The 18,378-nt window shown below is 66.8% G+C and carries 16 protein-coding genes and 4 pseudogenes; 7 read left to right on the top strand and 13 right to left on the bottom strand.

Annotation, left to right across the window (positions count from 1 at the left end; all coding sequences use genetic code 11):
* Nucleotides 1-333: 333 nt before the first annotated feature.
* The 11 genes and pseudogenes from ACP69S_RS19745 to trbB all read right to left on the bottom strand — a co-directional run bounded on the left by ACP69S_RS19745 (nt 334) and on the right by trbB (nt 9,343).
* Nucleotides 334-558 (bottom strand): DUF2274 domain-containing protein, encoded by a 225-nt coding sequence (locus ACP69S_RS19745; protein ID WP_426000154.1) that lies wholly within the window; start codon nt 556-558, stop codon nt 334-336.
* The gene (locus ACP69S_RS19740) at nt 555-1,754 is read right to left on the bottom strand and encodes a TrbI/VirB10 family protein (protein WP_426000152.1); all 1,200 of its coding nucleotides are present in this window, start codon (nt 1,752-1,754) and stop codon (nt 555-557) included. The genes ACP69S_RS19745 and ACP69S_RS19740 overlap by 4 nt, the downstream gene beginning before the upstream one ends.
* A gap of 31 nt (nt 1,755-1,785) precedes the next feature.
* A pseudogene (trbG, locus tag ACP69S_RS19735) lies at nt 1,786-2,364 on the bottom strand (P-type conjugative transfer protein TrbG); the annotation flags it as partial.
* A gap of 98 nt (nt 2,365-2,462) precedes the next feature.
* Nucleotides 2,463-3,147 (bottom strand): annotated as a pseudogene (trbF, locus tag ACP69S_RS19730) (conjugal transfer protein TrbF).
* Nucleotide 3,148: 1 nt separating this feature from the next.
* Nucleotides 3,149-4,379: pseudogene (gene trbL / locus ACP69S_RS19725) on the bottom strand (P-type conjugative transfer protein TrbL).
* Entirely contained in the window at nt 4,376-4,606 is a 231-nt protein-coding gene (gene trbK-alt / locus ACP69S_RS19720; RefSeq protein ID WP_426000150.1) for a putative entry exclusion protein TrbK-alt, read from the bottom strand. The pseudogene trbL and the gene trbK-alt overlap by 4 nt, the downstream one beginning before the upstream one ends.
* On the bottom strand, nt 4,603-5,322 hold the full coding sequence (gene trbJ, locus ACP69S_RS19715; protein ID WP_426000148.1) for a P-type conjugative transfer protein TrbJ: 720 nt from the start codon (nt 5,320-5,322) through the stop codon (nt 4,603-4,605). The genes trbK-alt and trbJ overlap by 4 nt, the downstream gene beginning before the upstream one ends.
* The gene (trbE, locus tag ACP69S_RS19710; protein WP_426000146.1) at nt 5,319-7,784 is read right to left on the bottom strand and encodes a conjugal transfer protein TrbE; all 2,466 of its coding nucleotides are present in this window, start codon (nt 7,782-7,784) and stop codon (nt 5,319-5,321) included. The genes trbJ and trbE overlap by 4 nt, the downstream gene beginning before the upstream one ends.
* Nucleotides 7,785-7,787: 3 nt before the next feature.
* A complete protein-coding gene (locus ACP69S_RS19705; protein WP_426000144.1) occupies nt 7,788-8,054 on the bottom strand; it encodes a VirB3 family type IV secretion system protein in 267 nt (88 codons plus the stop codon).
* On the bottom strand, nt 8,054-8,332 hold the full coding sequence (locus ACP69S_RS19700; protein WP_426000158.1) for a TrbC/VirB2 family protein: 279 nt from the start codon (nt 8,330-8,332) through the stop codon (nt 8,054-8,056). The genes ACP69S_RS19705 and ACP69S_RS19700 overlap by 1 nt, the downstream gene beginning before the upstream one ends.
* 102 nt (nt 8,333-8,434) lie before the next feature.
* Nucleotides 8,435-9,343, bottom strand: a complete 909-nt coding sequence (gene trbB, locus ACP69S_RS19695) for a P-type conjugative transfer ATPase TrbB (protein ID WP_426000156.1) — start codon at nt 9,341-9,343, stop codon at nt 8,435-8,437.
* A gap of 272 nt (nt 9,344-9,615) precedes the next feature.
* Here trbB and ACP69S_RS19690 point away from each other — a divergent pair, with 272 nt between their 5' ends.
* Both ACP69S_RS19690 and ACP69S_RS19685 read left to right on the top strand, forming a co-directional pair.
* On the top strand, nt 9,616-10,275 hold the full coding sequence (locus tag ACP69S_RS19690; RefSeq protein WP_426000143.1) for an alpha/beta hydrolase: 660 nt from the start codon (nt 9,616-9,618) through the stop codon (nt 10,273-10,275).
* A gap of 113 nt (nt 10,276-10,388) precedes the next feature.
* Nucleotides 10,389-10,886: a GNAT family N-acetyltransferase gene (locus ACP69S_RS19685; RefSeq protein ID WP_426000141.1), complete on the top strand. Its 498-nt coding sequence runs from the start codon at nt 10,389-10,391 to the stop codon at nt 10,884-10,886.
* A 53-nt stretch (nt 10,887-10,939) separates the two neighbouring features.
* On the opposite strand, the gene ACP69S_RS19680 is transcribed toward ACP69S_RS19685, so the two are convergent.
* The gene (locus ACP69S_RS19680; RefSeq protein WP_426000139.1) at nt 10,940-11,761 is read right to left on the bottom strand and encodes an IS5 family transposase; all 822 of its coding nucleotides are present in this window, start codon (nt 11,759-11,761) and stop codon (nt 10,940-10,942) included.
* Between the two features lie 117 nt (nt 11,762-11,878).
* Between ACP69S_RS19680 and ACP69S_RS19675 the strand changes: the two genes are divergently transcribed.
* Complete coding sequence (locus ACP69S_RS19675; RefSeq protein WP_426000160.1) at nt 11,879-12,085, top strand: hypothetical protein; 207 nt, start codon at nt 11,879-11,881, stop codon at nt 12,083-12,085.
* A gap of 62 nt (nt 12,086-12,147) precedes the next feature.
* On the opposite strand, the pseudogene ACP69S_RS19670 reads toward ACP69S_RS19675, so the two are convergent.
* Nucleotides 12,148-12,291, bottom strand: a pseudogene (locus tag ACP69S_RS19670) (non-homologous end-joining DNA ligase); the annotation flags it as partial.
* A 182-nt stretch (nt 12,292-12,473) separates the two neighbouring features.
* Here ACP69S_RS19670 and ACP69S_RS19665 point away from each other — a divergent pair.
* From ACP69S_RS19665 to ACP69S_RS19650, 4 genes are all read left to right on the top strand, one after another.
* A complete protein-coding gene (locus ACP69S_RS19665) occupies nt 12,474-13,088 on the top strand; it encodes a DUF433 domain-containing protein (protein WP_426000137.1) in 615 nt (204 codons plus the stop codon).
* A 473-nt stretch (nt 13,089-13,561) separates the two neighbouring features.
* Nucleotides 13,562-16,969: a response regulator gene (locus ACP69S_RS19660; RefSeq protein WP_426000136.1), complete on the top strand. Its 3,408-nt coding sequence runs from the start codon at nt 13,562-13,564 to the stop codon at nt 16,967-16,969.
* Entirely contained in the window at nt 16,969-17,802 is an 834-nt protein-coding gene (locus ACP69S_RS19655) for a CheR family methyltransferase (RefSeq protein WP_426000134.1), read from the top strand. The genes ACP69S_RS19660 and ACP69S_RS19655 overlap by 1 nt, the downstream gene beginning before the upstream one ends.
* Nucleotides 17,799-18,374 carry a chemotaxis protein CheB gene (locus ACP69S_RS19650; RefSeq protein WP_426000132.1) on the top strand — a complete coding sequence of 192 codons (576 nt, stop codon included), beginning with the start codon at nt 17,799-17,801 and terminating at the stop codon, nt 18,372-18,374. Before ACP69S_RS19655 ends, ACP69S_RS19650 begins: the two co-directional genes overlap by 4 nt.
* Nucleotides 18,375-18,378 lie beyond the last annotated feature (4 nt).

Below are 18,378 nucleotides of genomic sequence, written 5' to 3'. Positions count from 1 at the left end.
ATCGCTCGACGGACCGCCGCTGTCGTTGTGGCGCTCCCGTGGTGTACCTGCCCCATAGCGCATCCTTCCAACCATCGGAAAATAGTGCACCATCAAAGTCCGGGACCAAACATCTAGGGTACCCCGATGTACTTGGCGGCGCTTTCGCGCTGCAAGCCGCGCGGCGCCAGTGGGAGCAGTCCGCGGGCAATCACGACCGCCCCTCCATTCGCCTTGGAAGACGCCATCAGAGCCTCTCCCGCTGGGACCCGACGCGCGACTACAGGTTCCTAAGGCGCGCGCGTCGATGCTCCCAGATCGTCGTCGCCAGCCCGAACCGGTTGGCGAGGTCACCTAACCGTTCCTGCCTCGCCGCCCGCGCACGAACGCACGGTCAGTGGCCATGAACTTGGCCAGCATCGGGGCGACAAGCCGCGCCGGCTCGGCCCCCTTGCTGTCGTTCTCGGTCGCATGGGCCTGGGCGTAGGCGACCAGATCACGATGGACGGCGGCCGGCAGATCGAGGGTCAGCTTGACGGGCGTCTCGTCTTCCAGCGCGCCCAGCTTCAATTTGCTCATCGCATCTTCCTTTCGAGCGTGCGTTTGTCGTCATAGGGCTCAAGCACGAGGTCGCGGGTCAGCAGTGCCCGCAACGGCGCGCCGGGCCGGATGGTCAGGGTCGGCGCGAGATCCAAGCTCTTGCCGACCATCTGTTGGCCAACGGTGCTGGCCGTGTCGGCGCCGGCCCGGCGGACAGCGCGGGCCAGGTCTGACTGCTCGCTCGACGACCCGGCCTCGGCGCCGATGGCCAGAAGGGTGCTGAGCCCCGCAGCGGCCAGGACACGGCCGCCATGGCGATCCACGCCGTCTTGCAGACCCGCCATGCCTTGCGCGTCCGCGCCTGGCAGCTTGTCCAGCACGATCGACCGTCCCGAGGGCAGGATCAGGCGCGCCCAGACGACCCGAAGCCTGCTTTGGCCGCTCTGGACCTGGGCGTCATAGTCGCCGACCAGACGCGACCCGGCCGGGATCAGCAGCACGCCGCCGCCCAAACTGTCGAACACGTCCTGCGTGACCTGAGCGATGGCGACGCCTGGCGCGTCCGAACGCAAGCCGGTGACCAGAGCGGCGGGAATGATCGCCCCGGCTTGCAGGATATAGGGCGAGACCGGGGCCTGAAGCCGCTCGGCGCTGGTGGTGCGCGGATCGCTCGCCTGCCCGCCGTCGGCCGCCATGGCAGGTTCAGTCGCACTAGATCCGCCCCCCTGCCCTTGCCCAGGCGGCGCGCCACGCCGGGCCGAGGCCGCTACAAAGAGACCGCTCTGAATTGCCGCACGCCTGACCTCCCGCGCGACCTCAACCCGCGGATCGACCGGTGCGGAAACGGCCGGGGCCATGGCGGAGCGTTCGAGCACGCCGGCCGGTAGAGCCGACGGCTCGCCAGCCTGACGCGCCCGCGCCGCGCTCAAGATCGGCCGACCAAGGTCGCCCGGCAGCGGTGGCCCCAGGGCCGGAAAGCTGGCCGGACCGCCATAACCGCGCGGCAAGGCGGTAACGCGTTCGGGCGGCGGCGATGGCCTATAGCTCGCCTCAGCCGCCGCCGGCTTGCGCTTGTCCATCAGCGACCAGCTCACCGCACCGGCCACGCCGGCGATCAGCGCCGCGCCGACGATCAGCAGGGCGCGGCGCGAGACCTGGGCCACCGGCGCGGGCGATCCGCGCAGACGCAAGGTCTTGGCGATGGCCTTCTCGGCCTCCTGCGGATCCTGGCTCATCGGAAGGCCTCCCTCAGCGGGGTCAGGCGCGTCAGGCGAACGCCTCGACGTGGTAGTTGATCAGCTCGGCGGCCTCGCCGTCGAGACCAACCCGGTAGAGCGGCGGCAGGTCGCTCAGGTCGATGGTCGGCGAAAATTCGATAAAGACCCGCCGTCCGTCGTCGAACACCCGCGCCGGCCGCCAGAGCGGATGATCGCCGCTGATCCGGTAGGCCAGGTTCAGCGGGCCGGTCGGCGCGTCTGTGACGGCGGGAACCGACATCGGCGCCGGCGGCGCTGGGGCCACCACCGACGCGGAGGCCGTCTCGTAGCGCCAGGACACCTGAGACAGCCAGGTCCGGGACGAGGCGCGCAGTTCCAGGTGATAGGTGCGCCGGTCGGTGTTGATGATCAGGTTGGTGGCCAGGCCCGCCGCAGTCGGCTTGATCATCACATGGACGCGGCGCTGGTCGCCCGCCCCGCTGATGGTGTCGCCGATCACCCAGCGCGCGGTGTCGCCGGCCGCCACCGGCCCGGACCCGACCAAGGTCTCGCCCGGCTCGAGGATGATGTCGGTGATCCGGCCGGGTGTGGCGATCACGGGAAAGACCGCTTCATCGGAAAAGACGAAACGCTTGGCGCCGCCGGCAACCGCCAGTTGGCCGGACGGCTGGCTCAGCGCCACACCCGGAAGAACCAGGCCAACCATCATGACTGCGATCAGGCGGGTCATGCTCCGAACTCCTTGGACCACGACAAACCCGAGACGAAGACGCCAAGGGGGTTGGCGCGCAGGCCCTCCGGCGTGCGCGGCGGCTTGACCACCAGGGTCAGGATGGCGGTCCAGCGCTCGGTCCCGGCCAGCTGACCGTCGGCATAGCGCTGCTCGGTCCAGGCCACGCGAAAGCTGTTGGGGGTCGCGCGCCACGCTGGAGACCGTCACCACCACCTGAGCGCGGCCGACCTGTGCGAAGGGGTCATTGCGGCGGGCATAGTCCGACAGGGCCGCCGCGCCGTCCGCGTCGGTGAAGTCATAGGCCCGCAGCCACGCCTGCCGCATGACCACCGGGTCGGTGGAAACCCCGCGCACGTCGGTGATGAAGCGCGCCAAGGTCCAAGCGATCATCGGATCGGTGGCCCGCGCGCCCTGGACGGCGGGCGCGACGACACGCGGCTCGCCCAGACGATCGACCTCCACGACCCAGGGCGTAACCCCGCCGCGCAAGGCGAGGCCAACCAGGCCAGCCGACAGACCGCCCGACAGCACCAGCAGGCTCAAGGCCATCAGCCGCCAGTTGGCCGCCTGGACCCTAGCCGCGCCCATCCGCTCGTCCCAGGCCTGACCGGCCCGCTGATAGGGCGTCTCCGGCTGCGGTGTCGCGCCATAGCGCGCCGATCCCTTGAAAGGGTTCATTTCAGTCCTCCTTCAGGCTGGGTGCGGCGCCGCCGCTCGAACTGTCGCCGCTGCCGGCGGCGTGGATGGCCATGCTCGCGCCATGGGCCAGGGCCTGCTTGTGCTGAAGATCGCGGGCCCAGGCCGGCGCGTCCGAAGCGCCGCCTTCGCCGCCGCCGCTATCGTCCGCGCGAGACTTAGGCGCAGCCGCCGCAGTGGCAGCGCCGCCGCCATTCCCGCCTCCAGGCGACGAGGGCCCAGACGGCGGCGATCCCTCGGTTCCGCCTCCCGGTTCGCCCGGCGGAAGCCGGCCACCCGCCGCCCCGCTGGCGGCGCTGCTGGCGCCGCCAGCGGCCAGGCTCGCGCCGCCGCTCACCGCCATCTGGGCGGCCGCCGCGCCGGCCATGGCCATGCCGCCGACCATACCTGTGCCGACCGCCGCGCCGGCCCCCAACTGCGGCGCGCCGGAGACCAGGCCAGAGGCCACGCCGGGGCCGAAGATCGACAGGCCCAGCAAGGTCAGGGCGGCCAGGGCCATGGCCAGCACCTCTTCGAGGGTCGGTTGGCCCGACGCGGCGCTCGTGAATTCCGAAAACAGCGACGAGCCGATGCCGACGATCACGGCCAGGACCATGACCTTGACGCCCGAGGCGATGACGTTGCCCAGCACCTTCTCGGCCAGAAACGCCGTGCGCCCAAAGAGCCCGAACGGCACCAGGACAAAGCCCGCCAAGCAGACAAGCTTGAACTGGATCAGCACGACGAAGACCTGCACGGCCATGATGAAGAAGGCGACGATGACGAACAGCGCCACGATCAGCAGGATCACGATCTGCACGATGTTCTCGAAGAACCCGGGAAAGCCGCCCAGATCGCTGGCCGCCTGCAGGATCGGCTTGCAGACCGAGAGGCCCAGCGCCGCCAACTTGCCCGGACGCAGGAAGTCTTCGGCCGACACCTGCCCCGCTGGCTTTGAGGCCACGGCCGGAGAAGCTCTTGAGGACGATCAGGGTCAGGCTGTGGAAGTTGCCGATCAGGAAGGCGAAGAACCCGACATAGAGGGTCTTCTTGACCAGCCGGGCGATGACGTCTTCGCCCGACGCCCAGGCCCAAAACAGCGCCGCCAGGGTGACATCGATGGCCACCAAGGTCGTCGACAGAAAGGCGACCTCGCCGCCCAACAGGCCAAAGCCGCTGTCGATGTAGCGGGTGAAGACATCAAAGAAGCGATCGATGACGCCGGTGTCGCTCATGGCCGGCCGCCGTCGAAAAACCGCGCGCGGGCCGCGGCCCAGGCGGCGCGACAGGCGTCATCGGCCTGCGCCGCCTCGCCAAGCTCGCGGCACCGCGCGAGGTCGGGATCACGCGCGGCGGCGGCAAGCCGCGGCGGAGCGGTTGGCGCTTGGGACGCTGTAACCGCCAAGCCAGCGGCCCCAAGCAAGATGATCGCTACGGTCCCCCAGACGAAGGCCCGGGTCATGGCTGGGACGCGCGCCCCATGAACTTGGAGAACCGGGCCTTGGCGTCGGCGCGGGCGGCGGCGCGATCGGCGGCCTCCAGAGCCTGGGCGCGGCCTTGGGCGGCGCTGAGCGCGATCAGGTCGGACAGCTGCTGGGCCTGAAGGGCGAGCAGCTGATTGCCGGCCTGGGCGGCTTGGAGTCCGCCGACCGCGCTCTGACTGGCCCCCACCAGGCTGGTGAGCTGATCACGGCTGGCGCCCAGGCCGCCGACCACGCCGGCCTGAACCTTCAGGGCGTCTTCGAATCCAGCGATGGCTGTGGTCCAGCGGGCGTCGGCCCGCGCGGTCAGGGCCGCGTCGCTGGCCGACAGGTCAACCGCCCCATAGTTGGTCCGGAAAGCTTGCTGGATCTGCGAAACGTCATAGGCCAGAGCCTGGGCCTGGCCGAGCAGCTCCCGCGTTCGGTCAACCTGGGCCTGCAGCACGGCCAGGGACGAGTAGGGCAGGCTGGCCAAGGTTTTGGCCTGGCCGATCAGCATCTGGGCCTCGTTCTGCAACGAAGTGATCTGGTTGTTGACCGCTTGCAGGGCTCGCGCGGCCGATAGGACGCTCTGGACGTAATTGCTAGGGTCGAAGACGGTCAATTGAGCCTGGGCGGCGTGCGGCGCCAGCACGAGACCGGTTAGGGTCGGGGCAGCAATCAGCGCCGCCGCCAGACGGCGTCGGGTCAGGGTCATGACAGCATCTCCGATGAGGGATTTGGAAGGGGATCAGGCGCGCGCTTGGCGTCCGCTGGTGGGCCGACCAACAGGTCGGCGGCCCATGGCAAGCCTCGGCGACGCAGCCAGGCGGCGGCGAAGCCTTCGGGGCCATGGGCGGCCAAGACCTCCCCGATCGTGGCTTGGTCGGCCTTGGACGAGACGGCGCAGAAGGCCAAGGCCACGGGCCCCAAGCCCAGGTCAAACAGACGGTCGCCAACGCGCGATTGCAGGTAGTAGTCGCGGGTTGGCGTGGCGCGGGCGAGGATCTCGATCTGGCGATCGTTGAGCCCAAACTGGGCATAGGCGGCCGCCCCCTGCGGCTCCAGAGCGCGCGGGTTGGGCAGGAAGATCCGGGTTGGGCAGCTCTCGACGATCGAGGCGGCGATCGGACTTTCGACGACGTCGGCCAGCGACTGGGTGGCGAAGATCACCGAGGCGTTCTTCTTGCGCAGGGTCTTGAGCCACTCGCGCAACTGGGCTCCGAAAGCCGGGTCGTCGAGCGCCAGCCAACCTTCATCAATCAGGATCAGAGTTGGCCGGCCGTCCAGCCGCCGTCCGATGCGGTGAAAGAGATAGGCCAGCGCCGCCGGGGCGGCCGCGCCGCGCGCCAGGCCCTCGGTTTCGAAGACCTGGACGCTGGCCTTCCCAAAGGCCTCGCCCGCGCCGTCAAGCAACCGACCAAACGGCCCGCCCAGGATGAACGGCCCGAGCGCGGCCTTGAGCGCCTGGTTCGACAACAGGGCCACCAGCCCCGTAAGGGTGCGTTCGGCGACCGGCGCGCTGGCCAGGCTCGCCAGCGCCGCCCAGAGGTGGTCACGCACGGCCGGGGTGATGGCCACGCCCTCCCGCGCCAACACGGCCGCGAGCCAGCCGGCCGCCCAGGCCCGCTCGTCGGCCTCGTCGATGCGCGCCAGGGGCTGCAGGGTCAGGGCCGGCCCGCCGTCGCCGGAGAGGTCGTGAAACTCCCCGCCCATGCCCAGCACGGCGGCCCGGCTGGAGGCGCCGAAGTCGAAGGCGAAAACCTGGGCGTGCGGATATCGGCGAAACTGCAGGGCCAGTAGGGCCAGCAGCACGCTCTTGCCGGCCCCGGTCGGCCCAACGATCAGGGTGTGGCCGACATCCCCGACATGCAGGCTCAGCCGAAACGGGGTCGAGCCGGCCGTCTTGGCGATCAACAGTGGCGGGCCGTCAAGATGGGCGTTGCGCGCCGGCCCCGCCCATACCGCCGAAATTGGGGCGATGTGAGCCAGGTTCAGGGTCGAGAGCGGCGGCTGGCGGACATTGGCGTAGGCGTGACCCGGGATGGTTCCCAGCCAGGCCTCCACGGCGTTGACGCTCTCGCGGATGACGGTGAAGTCGCGGCCCTGGATGACCTTCTCGGCCAGGGCCAGCTTGGTGGCGGCTAATCCTGCGTCCTCGTCCCAGACCACCAGGCTGGCGGTGACATAGGCATAGGCCACCGCGTCGCCGCCAAGGCCCTGCAGGGCCAGATCGGCGTCGGCGGCTTTGTTGGCCGCGTCATTATCGACGAGCGGCGACGGCTCCTGGGTCAGGGCCTCGCGCAGCAGGACCAGCACCGACTTGCGCTTGGCGAACCACTGACGCCGGATCTTGCCCAGCAGGCTGGCCGCATCGGTCTTGTCCAGGCAGATGGCCCGGGTGGTCCAGCGATAGGCCATGCCCAGGCGATTGAGCTCGTCGAGCAGGCCGGGGATCGTCGCGGACGGAAAGCCCACCAGCGTCAGGACCCGTAGGTGCGCAGGACCCAGGCGGGGCTCAAGCCCGCCCGTCAGGCCCTCCGTCGCCAGCAAAGCGTCCAGGTGCATGGGCGTCGTGGGAACACCCACCGCTTGGCGGACGGTGGAGACCGCCCCGTGCAGGAAACTCAAGGTCGCCGCGTCGGCCAACCAGTCGGCCTTGGGCATCAGGCCGTCCAGCAGGGCCAGAAGGCGATCGGAGCGATCAACGAAGCCGGCCAGCTCGGCGCGCCAATCGACGCCCGCCCCGGCTCGGCCCTCAACGAACAGGCTCTCAATGCGGCCCCGACGATCGGCCGGCGGCAGATAGGTCAAGGTCAGGAAGTAGCGGCTCTCGAAGTGATCGCCGGTCTGGACGAAGGCGGCCTTGCGCTCCTCGTCGACCAGGGCCGAGACCGGATCGGGAAAGGTGCTGACCGGATAGGCCTGGGCTTGATCACGCCGCGCCTCGACAAACAGCGCCCAACCCGAGCCCAGTCGACGCAAGGCGCCGTTGAGGCGAGCGGCGACCGCGGCGACCTCCCCGTCGGTGGCCGAGTCCAGGTCTGGCCCCCGAAACTCGGCGGTGCGCTGGAACGACCCGTCCTTGTTCAGCACCACGCCGGGCGCGACCAGAGCCGCCCACGGCAGATAGTCGGCCAGGCGCGTGGGCCGGCGGCGGTATTCGCGGAGATCGAGCATAGCTCAGACCTCCAGATGGGCCGGCAGCCGGACATGCCGACGACCGACGTCGAAGATCTGCGGATCCCGGCGGGCGGCCCAGACGGCCAGACCGTGACCCACCAACCAGACGGCGAGACCGACGAACCACAGCCGCAGACCCAAACCTAGGGCCGCGGCCAGGGTGCCGTTGACCAAGGCGATCGCGCGCGGCGCGCCGGCCAGCAGCATCGGCTCGATCAGGGCCCGATGGACGGGCGCGGCGAACCCGTGTCCGCGATCGCCGGCCATCAGAGCAGCGCTCCGCCGCCGAACGAGAAGAACGAGAGGAAGAAGCTGGAGGCGGCGAAGGCGATGCTGAGACCGAAGACGATCTGTATCAGCTTGCGCGAGCCGCCTGAGGTCTCGCCGAAGGCCAGGGTCAGGCCGGTGATGATGATGATGATCACTGCGATGATCTTGGCGACCGGTCCCTCGATCGACTCGAGGATGCGTTGCAGCGGCTCTTCCCAGGGCATGGACGAACCAGCGGCCCGGGCGCTGCCGGCCACGAGGAGCGAGGCCAGCATCAAGCCGCTGAGCAGCGGACGCGGGTCAGGGTTCGGCCGCGGCGAGGCCGCCGCGCGATGTCGGTAGAACATTGGAAAACTCCGGGGTTTAGGGGCGGGATCTCAGGCGGGGCTGAGCTGGTAGGCGCCGTCAGGGCCCAGGCCCTCCAGACGCGTGAGGTCGGCCAGGCGACGCTGTCGCCCTCGCCCGGAGAGGACCACGATCAGGTCGATGGTTTGGGCGATCAGGGCGCGCGGCACGGTGACCACGGCCTCCTGGATCAGCTGCTCAAGGCGCAGGAGCGCGCCCAGGGACGAGCCGGCGTGCAGCGTGCCGACACCGCCGGGGTGACCGGTGCCCCAGGCCTTGATGAGGTCCAGGGCCTCGGCCCCGCGCACTTCGCCGATGATGATGCGATCGGGCCGCAAGCGCAGGGACGAGCGCACCAGATCCGACAGGCTCGCCACGCCGTCGCGGGTGCGAAGGGCCACTTGGTTCGGGGCCGCGCATTGAAGCTCGCGCAAGTCCTCGGCCAGGATCACCCGGTCGCCGCTCTTGGCGACCTCGGCCAGAAGGGCGTTGACCAGGGTGGTCTTGCCGCTGGAGGTTGGGCCCGCGACCAGGATATTGGCCCGGTCGGCGACGGCGGCGGCCAGCACCTGCCCTTCCCGCTCGGTCATCACGCCAGCGAGTACATAGTCGCCGAGCGAGAACACGAAGCTGGCGGGCTTGCGGATGGAAAAGGTCGGAGCGCCCACCAAGGGCGGCAACAGGCCCTCGAAGCGCTCACCCGTGCCGGGGAGCTCAGCCGACAGCCGCGGCCGGTCGGCATGGATTTCGGCGGCCACGTGATGGGCCACCAGCCGCAGGATCCGCTCGGCATCGGCCGCACCAATGGTCAACCCGGCATCGACGAGGCCGACATCGAAGCGGTCGACCCAGACGCGGCCGTCGGGATTGAGCATGACCTCGGCCACGCCCACATCCTCCAACAGCGCCAATAGCCTTGGGCCCAGGGCGGTGCGCAGCATCTGGCGGCTGCGCTCAAGTCCGGCTTTGGTTTCGGAAAGGTCCACGGCGGGTCCCCGTTGCTTAGGGGATGAGTAAGAAGACCCGGAACAGGCCGATCTCAACAGCCAAATCGGCGCGTCGTACCCTGGCGTACAAAGACAGGAGATCGGCGGGTTCACGCCGTCGGCGAAGGTCGTAAAACGATCCGACGACGCCCCCTTCAAGTCTTGGCGCGCGCCGAAATCGCGTGCGGCTATAACGAGCGCCCAGCCGACCACCATCAGGAACCACCATGACCCAGATCCCCACGCTCGATGGTCCCAGCGCGGCGCCGGCCTCGGGCGGTCCGGCCAAGTCCCTGGTGATCTTCCTGCATGGCTATGGATCGAACGGCGCGGACCTGATCGATCTGGCGCCCTACTGGGCCTCCGCCCTGCCCGACACGCTGTTCCTCTCGCCCGACGCGCCGCAGCCCTGTGACGGCCTGCCCTACGGCCGGCAATGGTGGCCCCTGACCAGCCTTGCTCCCGCGGCCCGCGCGGCAGGCGTCCGCGTCTCGGCTCCAGCGCTCGACGCGTATATCGATGCCCAACTCACCGCCCATGGCCTCGGCGAAGACAAGCTGGCCTTGGTCGGCTTCAGCCAGGGTACGATGATGGCCCTGCACGTCGGCCCACGCCGGGCCAGGACCCTGGCCGGCATCATCGGCTTCTCGGGCATGCTGGCCGATCCCGACGCCTTGGCCGACGAGGCCGTGACCAAGCCACCGATCCTTCTCGTCCACGGCGACCGCGACGGGGTCCTGCCCGTCGAAGCCCTGCATCAGGCCGAAAACGAGCTCAAAGGCCTGGACTTCGACGTCGCATCCCACGTTTCGTCTGGTCTTGGCCACAGCATCGATGAGGCGGGCCTCCAGCTCGGCGCGCGCTTCCTGATCAAGCACCTCGCCTGAGAGGCAAGCCTCCATTCACGACCTCCGCGAAATCGATGCGAGCATGTGGCGTTGCGCCAAACCAGAACTCTGGCTCACTTACAACAGCCAGACAGGCGTTCTATGGCTTCCGCGTGCGCGGCCAGGACCGCAATCTCGCGAGATTAGGAGACGCAACCGCCATGTCGAGCCGCCATGGCCTGTCCATTCGAGCCGCCGACAGTGGTGACGTCGATGGATTAGCTGAGCTGCTCAAGACAGCGGGCCTGACCATCGTCCGTGACAAGCTTGCCTCGCGCCTGGGCGCCATGCAGGATCAACCCGGCGTCCTGCTCATCGCCGACGAATGGGGCCCGCCGTCGGGCGTCATCGCGTTGCATTGGCACTCAGTTCTCACGGCCGACCTGAAAGTGGGGTGGATCTCCGCCCTCCTCGTCGATCCAGACCGGCGTCGAAACGGGGTCGCCCGCCTGCTTATCAAGGCCGCCTCCCAGGCCGCCCGCTCCGCGGGGTGCGGCGAGCTTGTGCTTCGCGCGCCGATCGAGCCAGGGGATCTGCGCACATTTTGTCTGGCCACGGGTTTTGCGGAAAGCGGCGAGGTTTTCACCCGCGCCCTCCGAAAGCGCAGCTGAGTTGCGCCAACAGCGGACTCTAAGAGTCTGCCTCATAATGTTTCTGATTGTGATCAGAGGGTTGCGAGCCTTCGGGTCATGAGCTGGACCGATGCCATGAAGAGCCATGCCGTTGAGCTGTCGAGGGTCTTCTCGAAGTCCTTGGCCAGGCGTCGGTTTCGGCCGAGCCAGGCGAAGGTGCGCTCCACGACCCATCGGCGGGGCAGCAGCACGAAGCCCTTGGCGGTGTCGGATCGTTTGATGATCTCGATCTTCCAGTCGCCGCGTCCGGCCATGGCGTGTCGCAGCTTGTCGCCGGCGTAGCCGCCGTTGGCGAAGACCTGGCGCAGCCAGGGGAAGCTGGCGCGGATCGAGGTCAGGACGTCAGGCGCGCCGTCACGGTTCTGGATATCGGCTGTATGGACCCGGGCTGTGACCAGCAAACCACCGGTGTCGGTGAGGATGTGGCGCTTGCGGCCTTTGATCTTCTTGCCTGCGTCATAGCCGCAAGACCCACCGCTTTCGGTGGTTTTGACGCTCTGGCTGTCGATCACTCCGGCGCTGGGCGAGGCCTCGCCCAGCGCTGCCTCCCGGCAGGCCATCAGCAACAGATGATTGATGGTCTGCCAGAGCCCCTTGTCGCGCCAAACGTAGAAATAGCGCTGAACCGTCGTCACCGGCGGGAAGTCTCCCGGCAGCATCCGCCACGGCAGGCCGCTGCGTAAAACATACAGCAGGGCGTTGGTTATCGTCCGCAACGACCACTTCGCCGGCCGTCCAAGCCGAGACCGCCCCGGGACCAGCGGCTCCAGAACCGCCCACTCCCAATCCGTCAGATCGCTTGAATACCACAGGCCCTTTCGGGCCTGCTTGCGTCGGGTGGTTTCGGTCCACATGTCAAATTCCGTTGTTGGTTCGCACCTCCAACAGAATCACAAGTGCCTGAAATCACCCAACTTCATTTCGGGTCAGCCTCTGAGGGTCAGTTCATGGACGATCTACAGTAACGCATATTGTCGTCCGAAACCGTCATTATCGAATTGATCCCGTGGATCGACGAGGGCGCGATCAGCGACGCGATCGCGCCAATCCGGGCCGGCTTGGAAGGAACGATAGACGAAGACGAGCGCGTCATCCGCCTCCGGGCGCTGGAACTCCTCCAAGAGGGCCGCCGGCGATATACGGGCCCGGAGTTTGGTGTCTGGCTCCGGGCTACGTGAGTTAGTCGAGGGTTTCGAACACGACCTCGCAAGGATCCTTGTCTCCGCGCAAAGCGCTTGTAGCCGGCCTGGCGAAGCTTGCCGCTGTTGGTCCACTCGGCAATCTCGACGTTGGCGACCAAGATCGGTTTGACCCAGTGGATGTCCGCCGTCTTGCGCGGGGCACCCGCCGCATTGAGGCCGACGTCGGATCGAGCCGCGTCCAATTTTCGGCAGCAGCTCGCCCATGCTTGGCCCTTAAGCGGGCGCCGACGGAGCCGGAATAGATGACTTTTAGGGCCAATGACTGAGGATCTTGCGGCAGCTGAGCCGCTCGGACGCGGCTCCCCCAGCCTCCTGTTGCCATTTGGGCGACGCGAGATTATTATTCTCTGTGTGGAGATACATTATGCATGATCCAACTCGCCTCTACACGCCAGCGGAAGCAGCCGCCGTCAGTGGCTTGGCGTTGAAGGCGGTCAACAACGCCATCGACAAACACATCGTCGATATCGTTCGACCGGCAGCGGCAGGTCGCCGGACGAGCCGCTACCTGACGCCCACCCATCTCGTGTGTCTGCGCCTGGAGCACGGACTTGTCGGCCGATTGCCGGTCGAGCGCCGGCAAGGACTGTTTCGAGAGGTGGCCGCCAAGCCCGATGCCAAGCGGATCAATGCTGATGATCTGCTTCTGGTCGATATCGGGGAAGCCCGTCGCCAGGTAGCGGAGCGAGTGCGAGACTTGGAAGAGGCCGAACAAATCATCCAAATCGACAAGGATACGCTGGCTGGTGAACCGGTGTTCAAAGGCACGCGCATTCCTATCTATGGCCTGGTCGCCATGCTGGAGGCCGGTGCAACGCCTGAAGAGCTGATAGCGGGCCATTCCAAACTTGATCACCGCAAGCTCAGCCTGGCTCGGCTTTGGGCCGCCGCGCATCCACGCCGTGGCCGACCCAAGCGCCTGACCGACTTTGGCTTCATGTTGAAGTCAACAACGCGCCGAAGCGCGGCATTTTTCTGAGGTGCGGCAAAGGGGGGCATTGTCAGATTCAGCGCCGATAGCATTCGGATGGCCATAATACTCATCGTCGAGGATGAGATTTTCATTCGGCAAAACGCTGAGTGGATTTTGGAGGATATGGGCCAGAAGCCCCTGGTCGCCGGTGATCTTGTCGAAGCTATGGCTTTCAGACCATCACTGACATCAGCGCCGGCCTGGAGCAGGCGGCCGGGGGCGCCGACACCGACGCATCGCGCAAGTGGGTGGGCGAATTATCCAGCTATCTGGATCGTGTCGAGCTCAATTCTGGCTAGCCAGAGACGGCCTCTGCTCTTTCGCTGCGGCTCCGTAGGTTGGAGTAACGATCGTAGCGTTGGCTGAATACATCGAACAACTGTTCCGCCCCGGTCGACGACAGTATTAAGTGGCCACACTTGATCAGCTAGAACTGAAGAAGACGTCGACACTCTTCGTTCCCAAATTTTGAGAGCAAAATGCCGCAGGACAAATTCCGCAGCGCCTCGACCACTGCATCAAGGACGGGGCTCTGGACCGCACTTGGCGTGATTGCGGCCCTGTTGTTCTTCCTAATCAGCGGCGCTGTCTCCTTCTCCAACGTCCAGCTTTTGAAGGCCGATAGCAAGAAAATCGCGCATACGCATGACGTCATCGTCGCTCTCGACACACTCCTCTCCACGATGCTGGACGCAGAGACGGGGCAGCGTGGTTTCCTTCTTACCGGCAAAGAGAAATACCTTCAGCCGTACGATGATGCGGTCTCGAAGGTCGATTCGGCGCTCAGCGCTATCGCCACGCTGACCCTCCAGCAGACCGAGCTGGACAAGCTCAAAGCCCATGTCGAAGCCAGGCTCGCCATGCTGAAGAAAACCATCGATCTGCGTCGCAGCCAGGGCGCCACGGCCGCCCTGGCTGAGGTGAACACCGATCGCGGCAAGGTAGAAATGGATGCCATCCGGGCGCAGCTCGGCATCATGAGGCAGGAGGAAGCACGGCTGCGCGTGGCGAGTCTCGCGGAAATGCAGGTCGCGGCCCGCACGGCGATTGCCAGCGGCGTCTTTGCAGCGCTGCTAGGCATGGCGCTGACGCTGGTGATGGGGGTTCTGGTCCACAGGGCGGCGAGTGCTCGTCAGCGGCAGGCGTGGTTGCAGGCCGGACAAGTGGGCCTGAGCACGGCCATGCTCGGGGACAAAACCGTTCAGCAGCTCGGCGAGAGCGTCCTGGACTTCCTGACCCCGTACCTCGGGGCCCAGGCGGGCGTGCTCTTCAAGGGCGAAGGCGACAATTTCGAGCGGGCCGCCCAACTGGGCGTCCCGGGGGACGCCGACATACCCAAGAGCTTTGCAACGCGGGAAGGGCTCCTTGGGCGCGTCGCCGCCGACGGCCGGCCTGTCATCCTGCACGACGTCCCCGAGGGCTACCTTACCGTGGGCTCGGCATTCGGACGGGATAAGCCGCGCCATCTTGCCATCGCGCCGTTCAACGCCGATGGGGTGGTCAACGCAGTCATCGAGCTCGGCTTCCTGCACCCCGTGGACGAGCGCATCGAGGTGTTCCTGGAACAGGTCGCTGCGCCGGTGGGCGTAGCACTTCGCTCGGCGCGCTACCGGACCGAGTTGCAGAACCTCCTCGAGGAGGCCCAGCGCCAGGCCGAGGAGCTACAGGTCCAGAGCGAGGAGCTGCGCGTCTCCAACGAGGAGTTGGAGGAGCAGGGCCGCGCCCTGAAGGAACATCAGGTCCAATTGGAGCAGCAGCAGGTCGAGCTCGAACAGACCAACACCCAGCTCGAGGAACAGGCCCAGAAGCTCGAGGTCCAGCGCGACGACCTGGCCCGCACCGGCGCGACCGTGGAGCTGAAGGCGCGGGAGTTGGAGCAAGCCAGCCGCTACAAGTCGGACTTCCTGGCCAACATGTCCCATGAGTTGCGCACGCCGCTCAACTCGCTGTTGATCCTGTCCAAGCTGCTCGGCGACAACCCTCAGCGCAATCTCTCGGACGAACAGGTCCAGTTCGCCCGCACCATCCAGTCGTCGGGCAACGATCTGCTCAATCTCATCAACGACATCCTCGATCTGTCGAAGATCGAAGCCGGGTACATCGAGGTTCGTCCCGAGACCGTATCCTTGACGCGGCTTGCTGCAGACCTGCGACAGACCTTCGATCCAGTGGCGGGCGAGCGCGGCCTGAACTTCGCGATCGACATCGCTGATGGCGGCCCGCCCGCGATCACCACCGACCGCCAGCGGCTGGAGCAGATCCTCAAGAACCTACTCTCCAATGCCTTCAAGTTCACCGAACAAGGGGGCGTGACTCTGCGCATCGCCCGGGCAGGCGACCGCCTCTCCCTCGCCGTGGCCGATACCGGCATTGGCGTCTCGTCCGTGCAGCACCAGGCCATCTTCGAGGCCTTCCGCCAAGCCGACGGCACCATCAACCGCAAATATGGCGGTACGGGGCTGGGTCTATCGATCTCCCAGGAATTGGCGCGCCTGCTCGGCGGCTCCATCGCGCTCAAGAGTAAGCCGGGCAAGGGCTCGACCTTCACCGTCACCATCCCGCTGGCTTACGATCCGTCCAACGTCGCCCTTCGGCCGGAGCCCGTGCCCCTGTCCGGTGCGGCCGGCCAGCCCGCGCCGCCCTCCCGGCCCGCCGCCCCGGCGTTCGCCGTGGACGATGACCGCGAGCATCTGGAAAGCACTCGCCGCATCCTGCTGGTGGTGGAGGACGATCAGACCTTCGCCGGCATCGTCCGCGACCTCGCTCGCGAGACGGGTTTCCAGTGCCTGTTGGCAGGAAATGCTGAACAGGCTTTGGATCTGGCCAAGCGCTACAAGCCCAGCGCCATCGTGCTGGATGTCGGCCTGCCGGATCAGTCGGGCCTTGCGGTGCTCGACCGCCTGAAGTGCGACGACGAGACCCGTCACATCCCTATCCACGTGGTCTCCGCCACCGACCACACCCAGACCGCCCTGTCCCTCGGCGCCGTCGGTTACTTGGTCAAGCCGGTTAGTCGCGAGGACCTGGCTGAGGTCCTCCAAACCCTAAAGGCTCAGTTCACCCGCACCGTGCGCCGGGTTCTGATCGTGGAGGACGACCCGGTGCAGCGCGACGCGGTGGGCAAGCTCTTGAGTTCCGGAGACGTGGAGACCGTGAGCGCCGGCACGGCCGCCGAATGCCTGCGCCTGCTGAAGAAGCAGACCTTCGACTGCATGGTCCTCGACCTCTCCCTGCCGGACGCATCGGGTTTTTCCCTGCTGGAGGCCCTGAGCAAGGAGGGCGACTACGCGTTTCCGCCGGTCATCGTCTACACCGGCCGCGACCTCACGGCTGAGGACGAGCAGAATCTCCGCCGCTACTCGAGCTCCATCATCATCAAGAGCGCCAAGTCGCCCGAGCGCCTGCTGGACGAGGTCTCTCTCTTCCTGCACCAAGTGGTTTCCGAACTGCCCGCCGAGCAGCAGAAGATGATCCACCAGGCCCGCAACCGCGACGCGGTACTGGAGGGCCGGCGGATCCTCATCGTCGAGGACGACGTCCGCAATGTCTATTCCTTGACCAACATTCTGGAACCGCGGGGCGCGATCGTGGAAATCGCCCGCAACGGCCAGGAAGCCCTGGACACCCTCGCGCAGCGGGCGAAAGATTCCAGCCCCGTCGACCTTGTCCTCATGGACGTGATGATGCCGGTCATGGACGGGCTGGACGCCACCCGTCGCGTCCGCCTCGACCCACGCTGGGCCAAGCTGCCGATCATCATGCTGACCGCCAAGGCCATGCCGGACGACCAGGAGCGTTGCCTCGCGGCCGGCGCTAACGACTACATGGCTAAGCCCCTCGACGTGGACAAGCTGCTCTCCCTCGTGCGCGTGTGGATGCCGCGCTAGTGACAGAGGTGGGTGACAGCGTCGAGGACATCGAGATTCACCTCCTTCTGGAGGCGCTTTTCCGACGCTACCATTACGACTTCCGAAACTACGCGCGGGCGTCCATCAAACGGCGGTTGAAGCAGGCCTGCCCGCAGCTCGGCTTCCACAGCTTCTCAGCCCTGCAGGACGCGGTGCTGCACGATCGGGCCATGGTCCCCCGCCTGCTTGACTACCTGACCGTTCAGGTCAGCGAGATGTTCCGTGATCCCAGTTACTTCCGCGCGATCCGCGAGAAGGTCGTGCCACATCTTCGAACCTATCCGTCTCTCAAGGTGTGGATCGCAGGGTGCAGCAGCGGCGAAGAACTGCATTCGTTCGCGATCCTGTTTCACGAAGAGGGACTTCTGGATCGCACGCTCTTCTACGCCACCGATATCAACCCGGGCGCGCTCGAGGCCGCCGCCAGTGGCGTCTACGCTCTGGACCGCATCAAGCTGTTCACCGAGAACCATCAGAAGTCAGGTGGCAAGTCGTCGCTCTCCGACTACTACACCACCGCCCACGGTCGCGCGGTGTTCGACAAGACCTTGCGCAGCCGTGTAGTCTTCTCCGATCACAGCCTGGTCACCGACGCGGTCTTCGCCGAGGTTCAGCTTGTCTCTTGTCGCAACGTGCTGATCTATTTCGACCGATTTTTACAGGGCCGGGCGTTGGGGCTTTTCCGTGACTCCCTCGCCCGCAAGGGCTTCCTGGGCCTGGGCTCGAAGGAGAGCCTGCGCTTCTCCGACCACGCCGACGCATTCACCGAGTTCGTCCGTGAGGAGAAGATTTACCAGCGGCGGGACCTATGAGCGGAGATCGGGCGAGCGCCGTTGTCATCGGCGCGTCGGCAGGGGCCATCCAGGCCCTGTCCTGCATTCTGCCGGCCTTGCCGGCCGACTATCCCATCCCCGTGCTGGTCGTGGTCCACATCCCGACCGATGGCTCAGACCTGCTTGCGCCGTTGTTCCAGGCCAAGTGCCGTGTGGTGGTCAAAGAGGCTGAGGACAAGGAGCCGATCCTTCCGGGTTTTGTCTACTTCGGACCCTCCGACTATCACCTGCTGGTGGAGGCAGACCGGGTCGTATCGCTTTCGGCGGACGAGCCGGTGCACTATTCGCGTCCCTCGATCGATGTGCTGTTCGAGAGTGCTGCGGACGCCTTTGGCGCCGGCCTGGTCGGCGTGATCCTGACGGGCGCGAACGAGGACGGCGCCGCAGGTCTGCGGGCAGTTGCCGCCGTCGGGGGCGTCACCGTGGTCGAGGACCCCGCGACCGCCTTCGCGCCGACGATGCCGACCGCCGCGCTCAAATTGTGCGCGGAGGCGCGGCCCATGTCGTTAGACGCAATAGCCGCCTACCTTGTTGGCCTAGGGACCTCGTGAGCGG

This window comes from Caulobacter sp. DWR1-3-2b1 (assembly GCF_049895765.1).
Taxonomy (GTDB): Bacteria; Pseudomonadota; Alphaproteobacteria; order Caulobacterales; family Caulobacteraceae; genus Caulobacter.
This window is presented reverse-complemented; position numbering and strand designations above follow the sequence as displayed.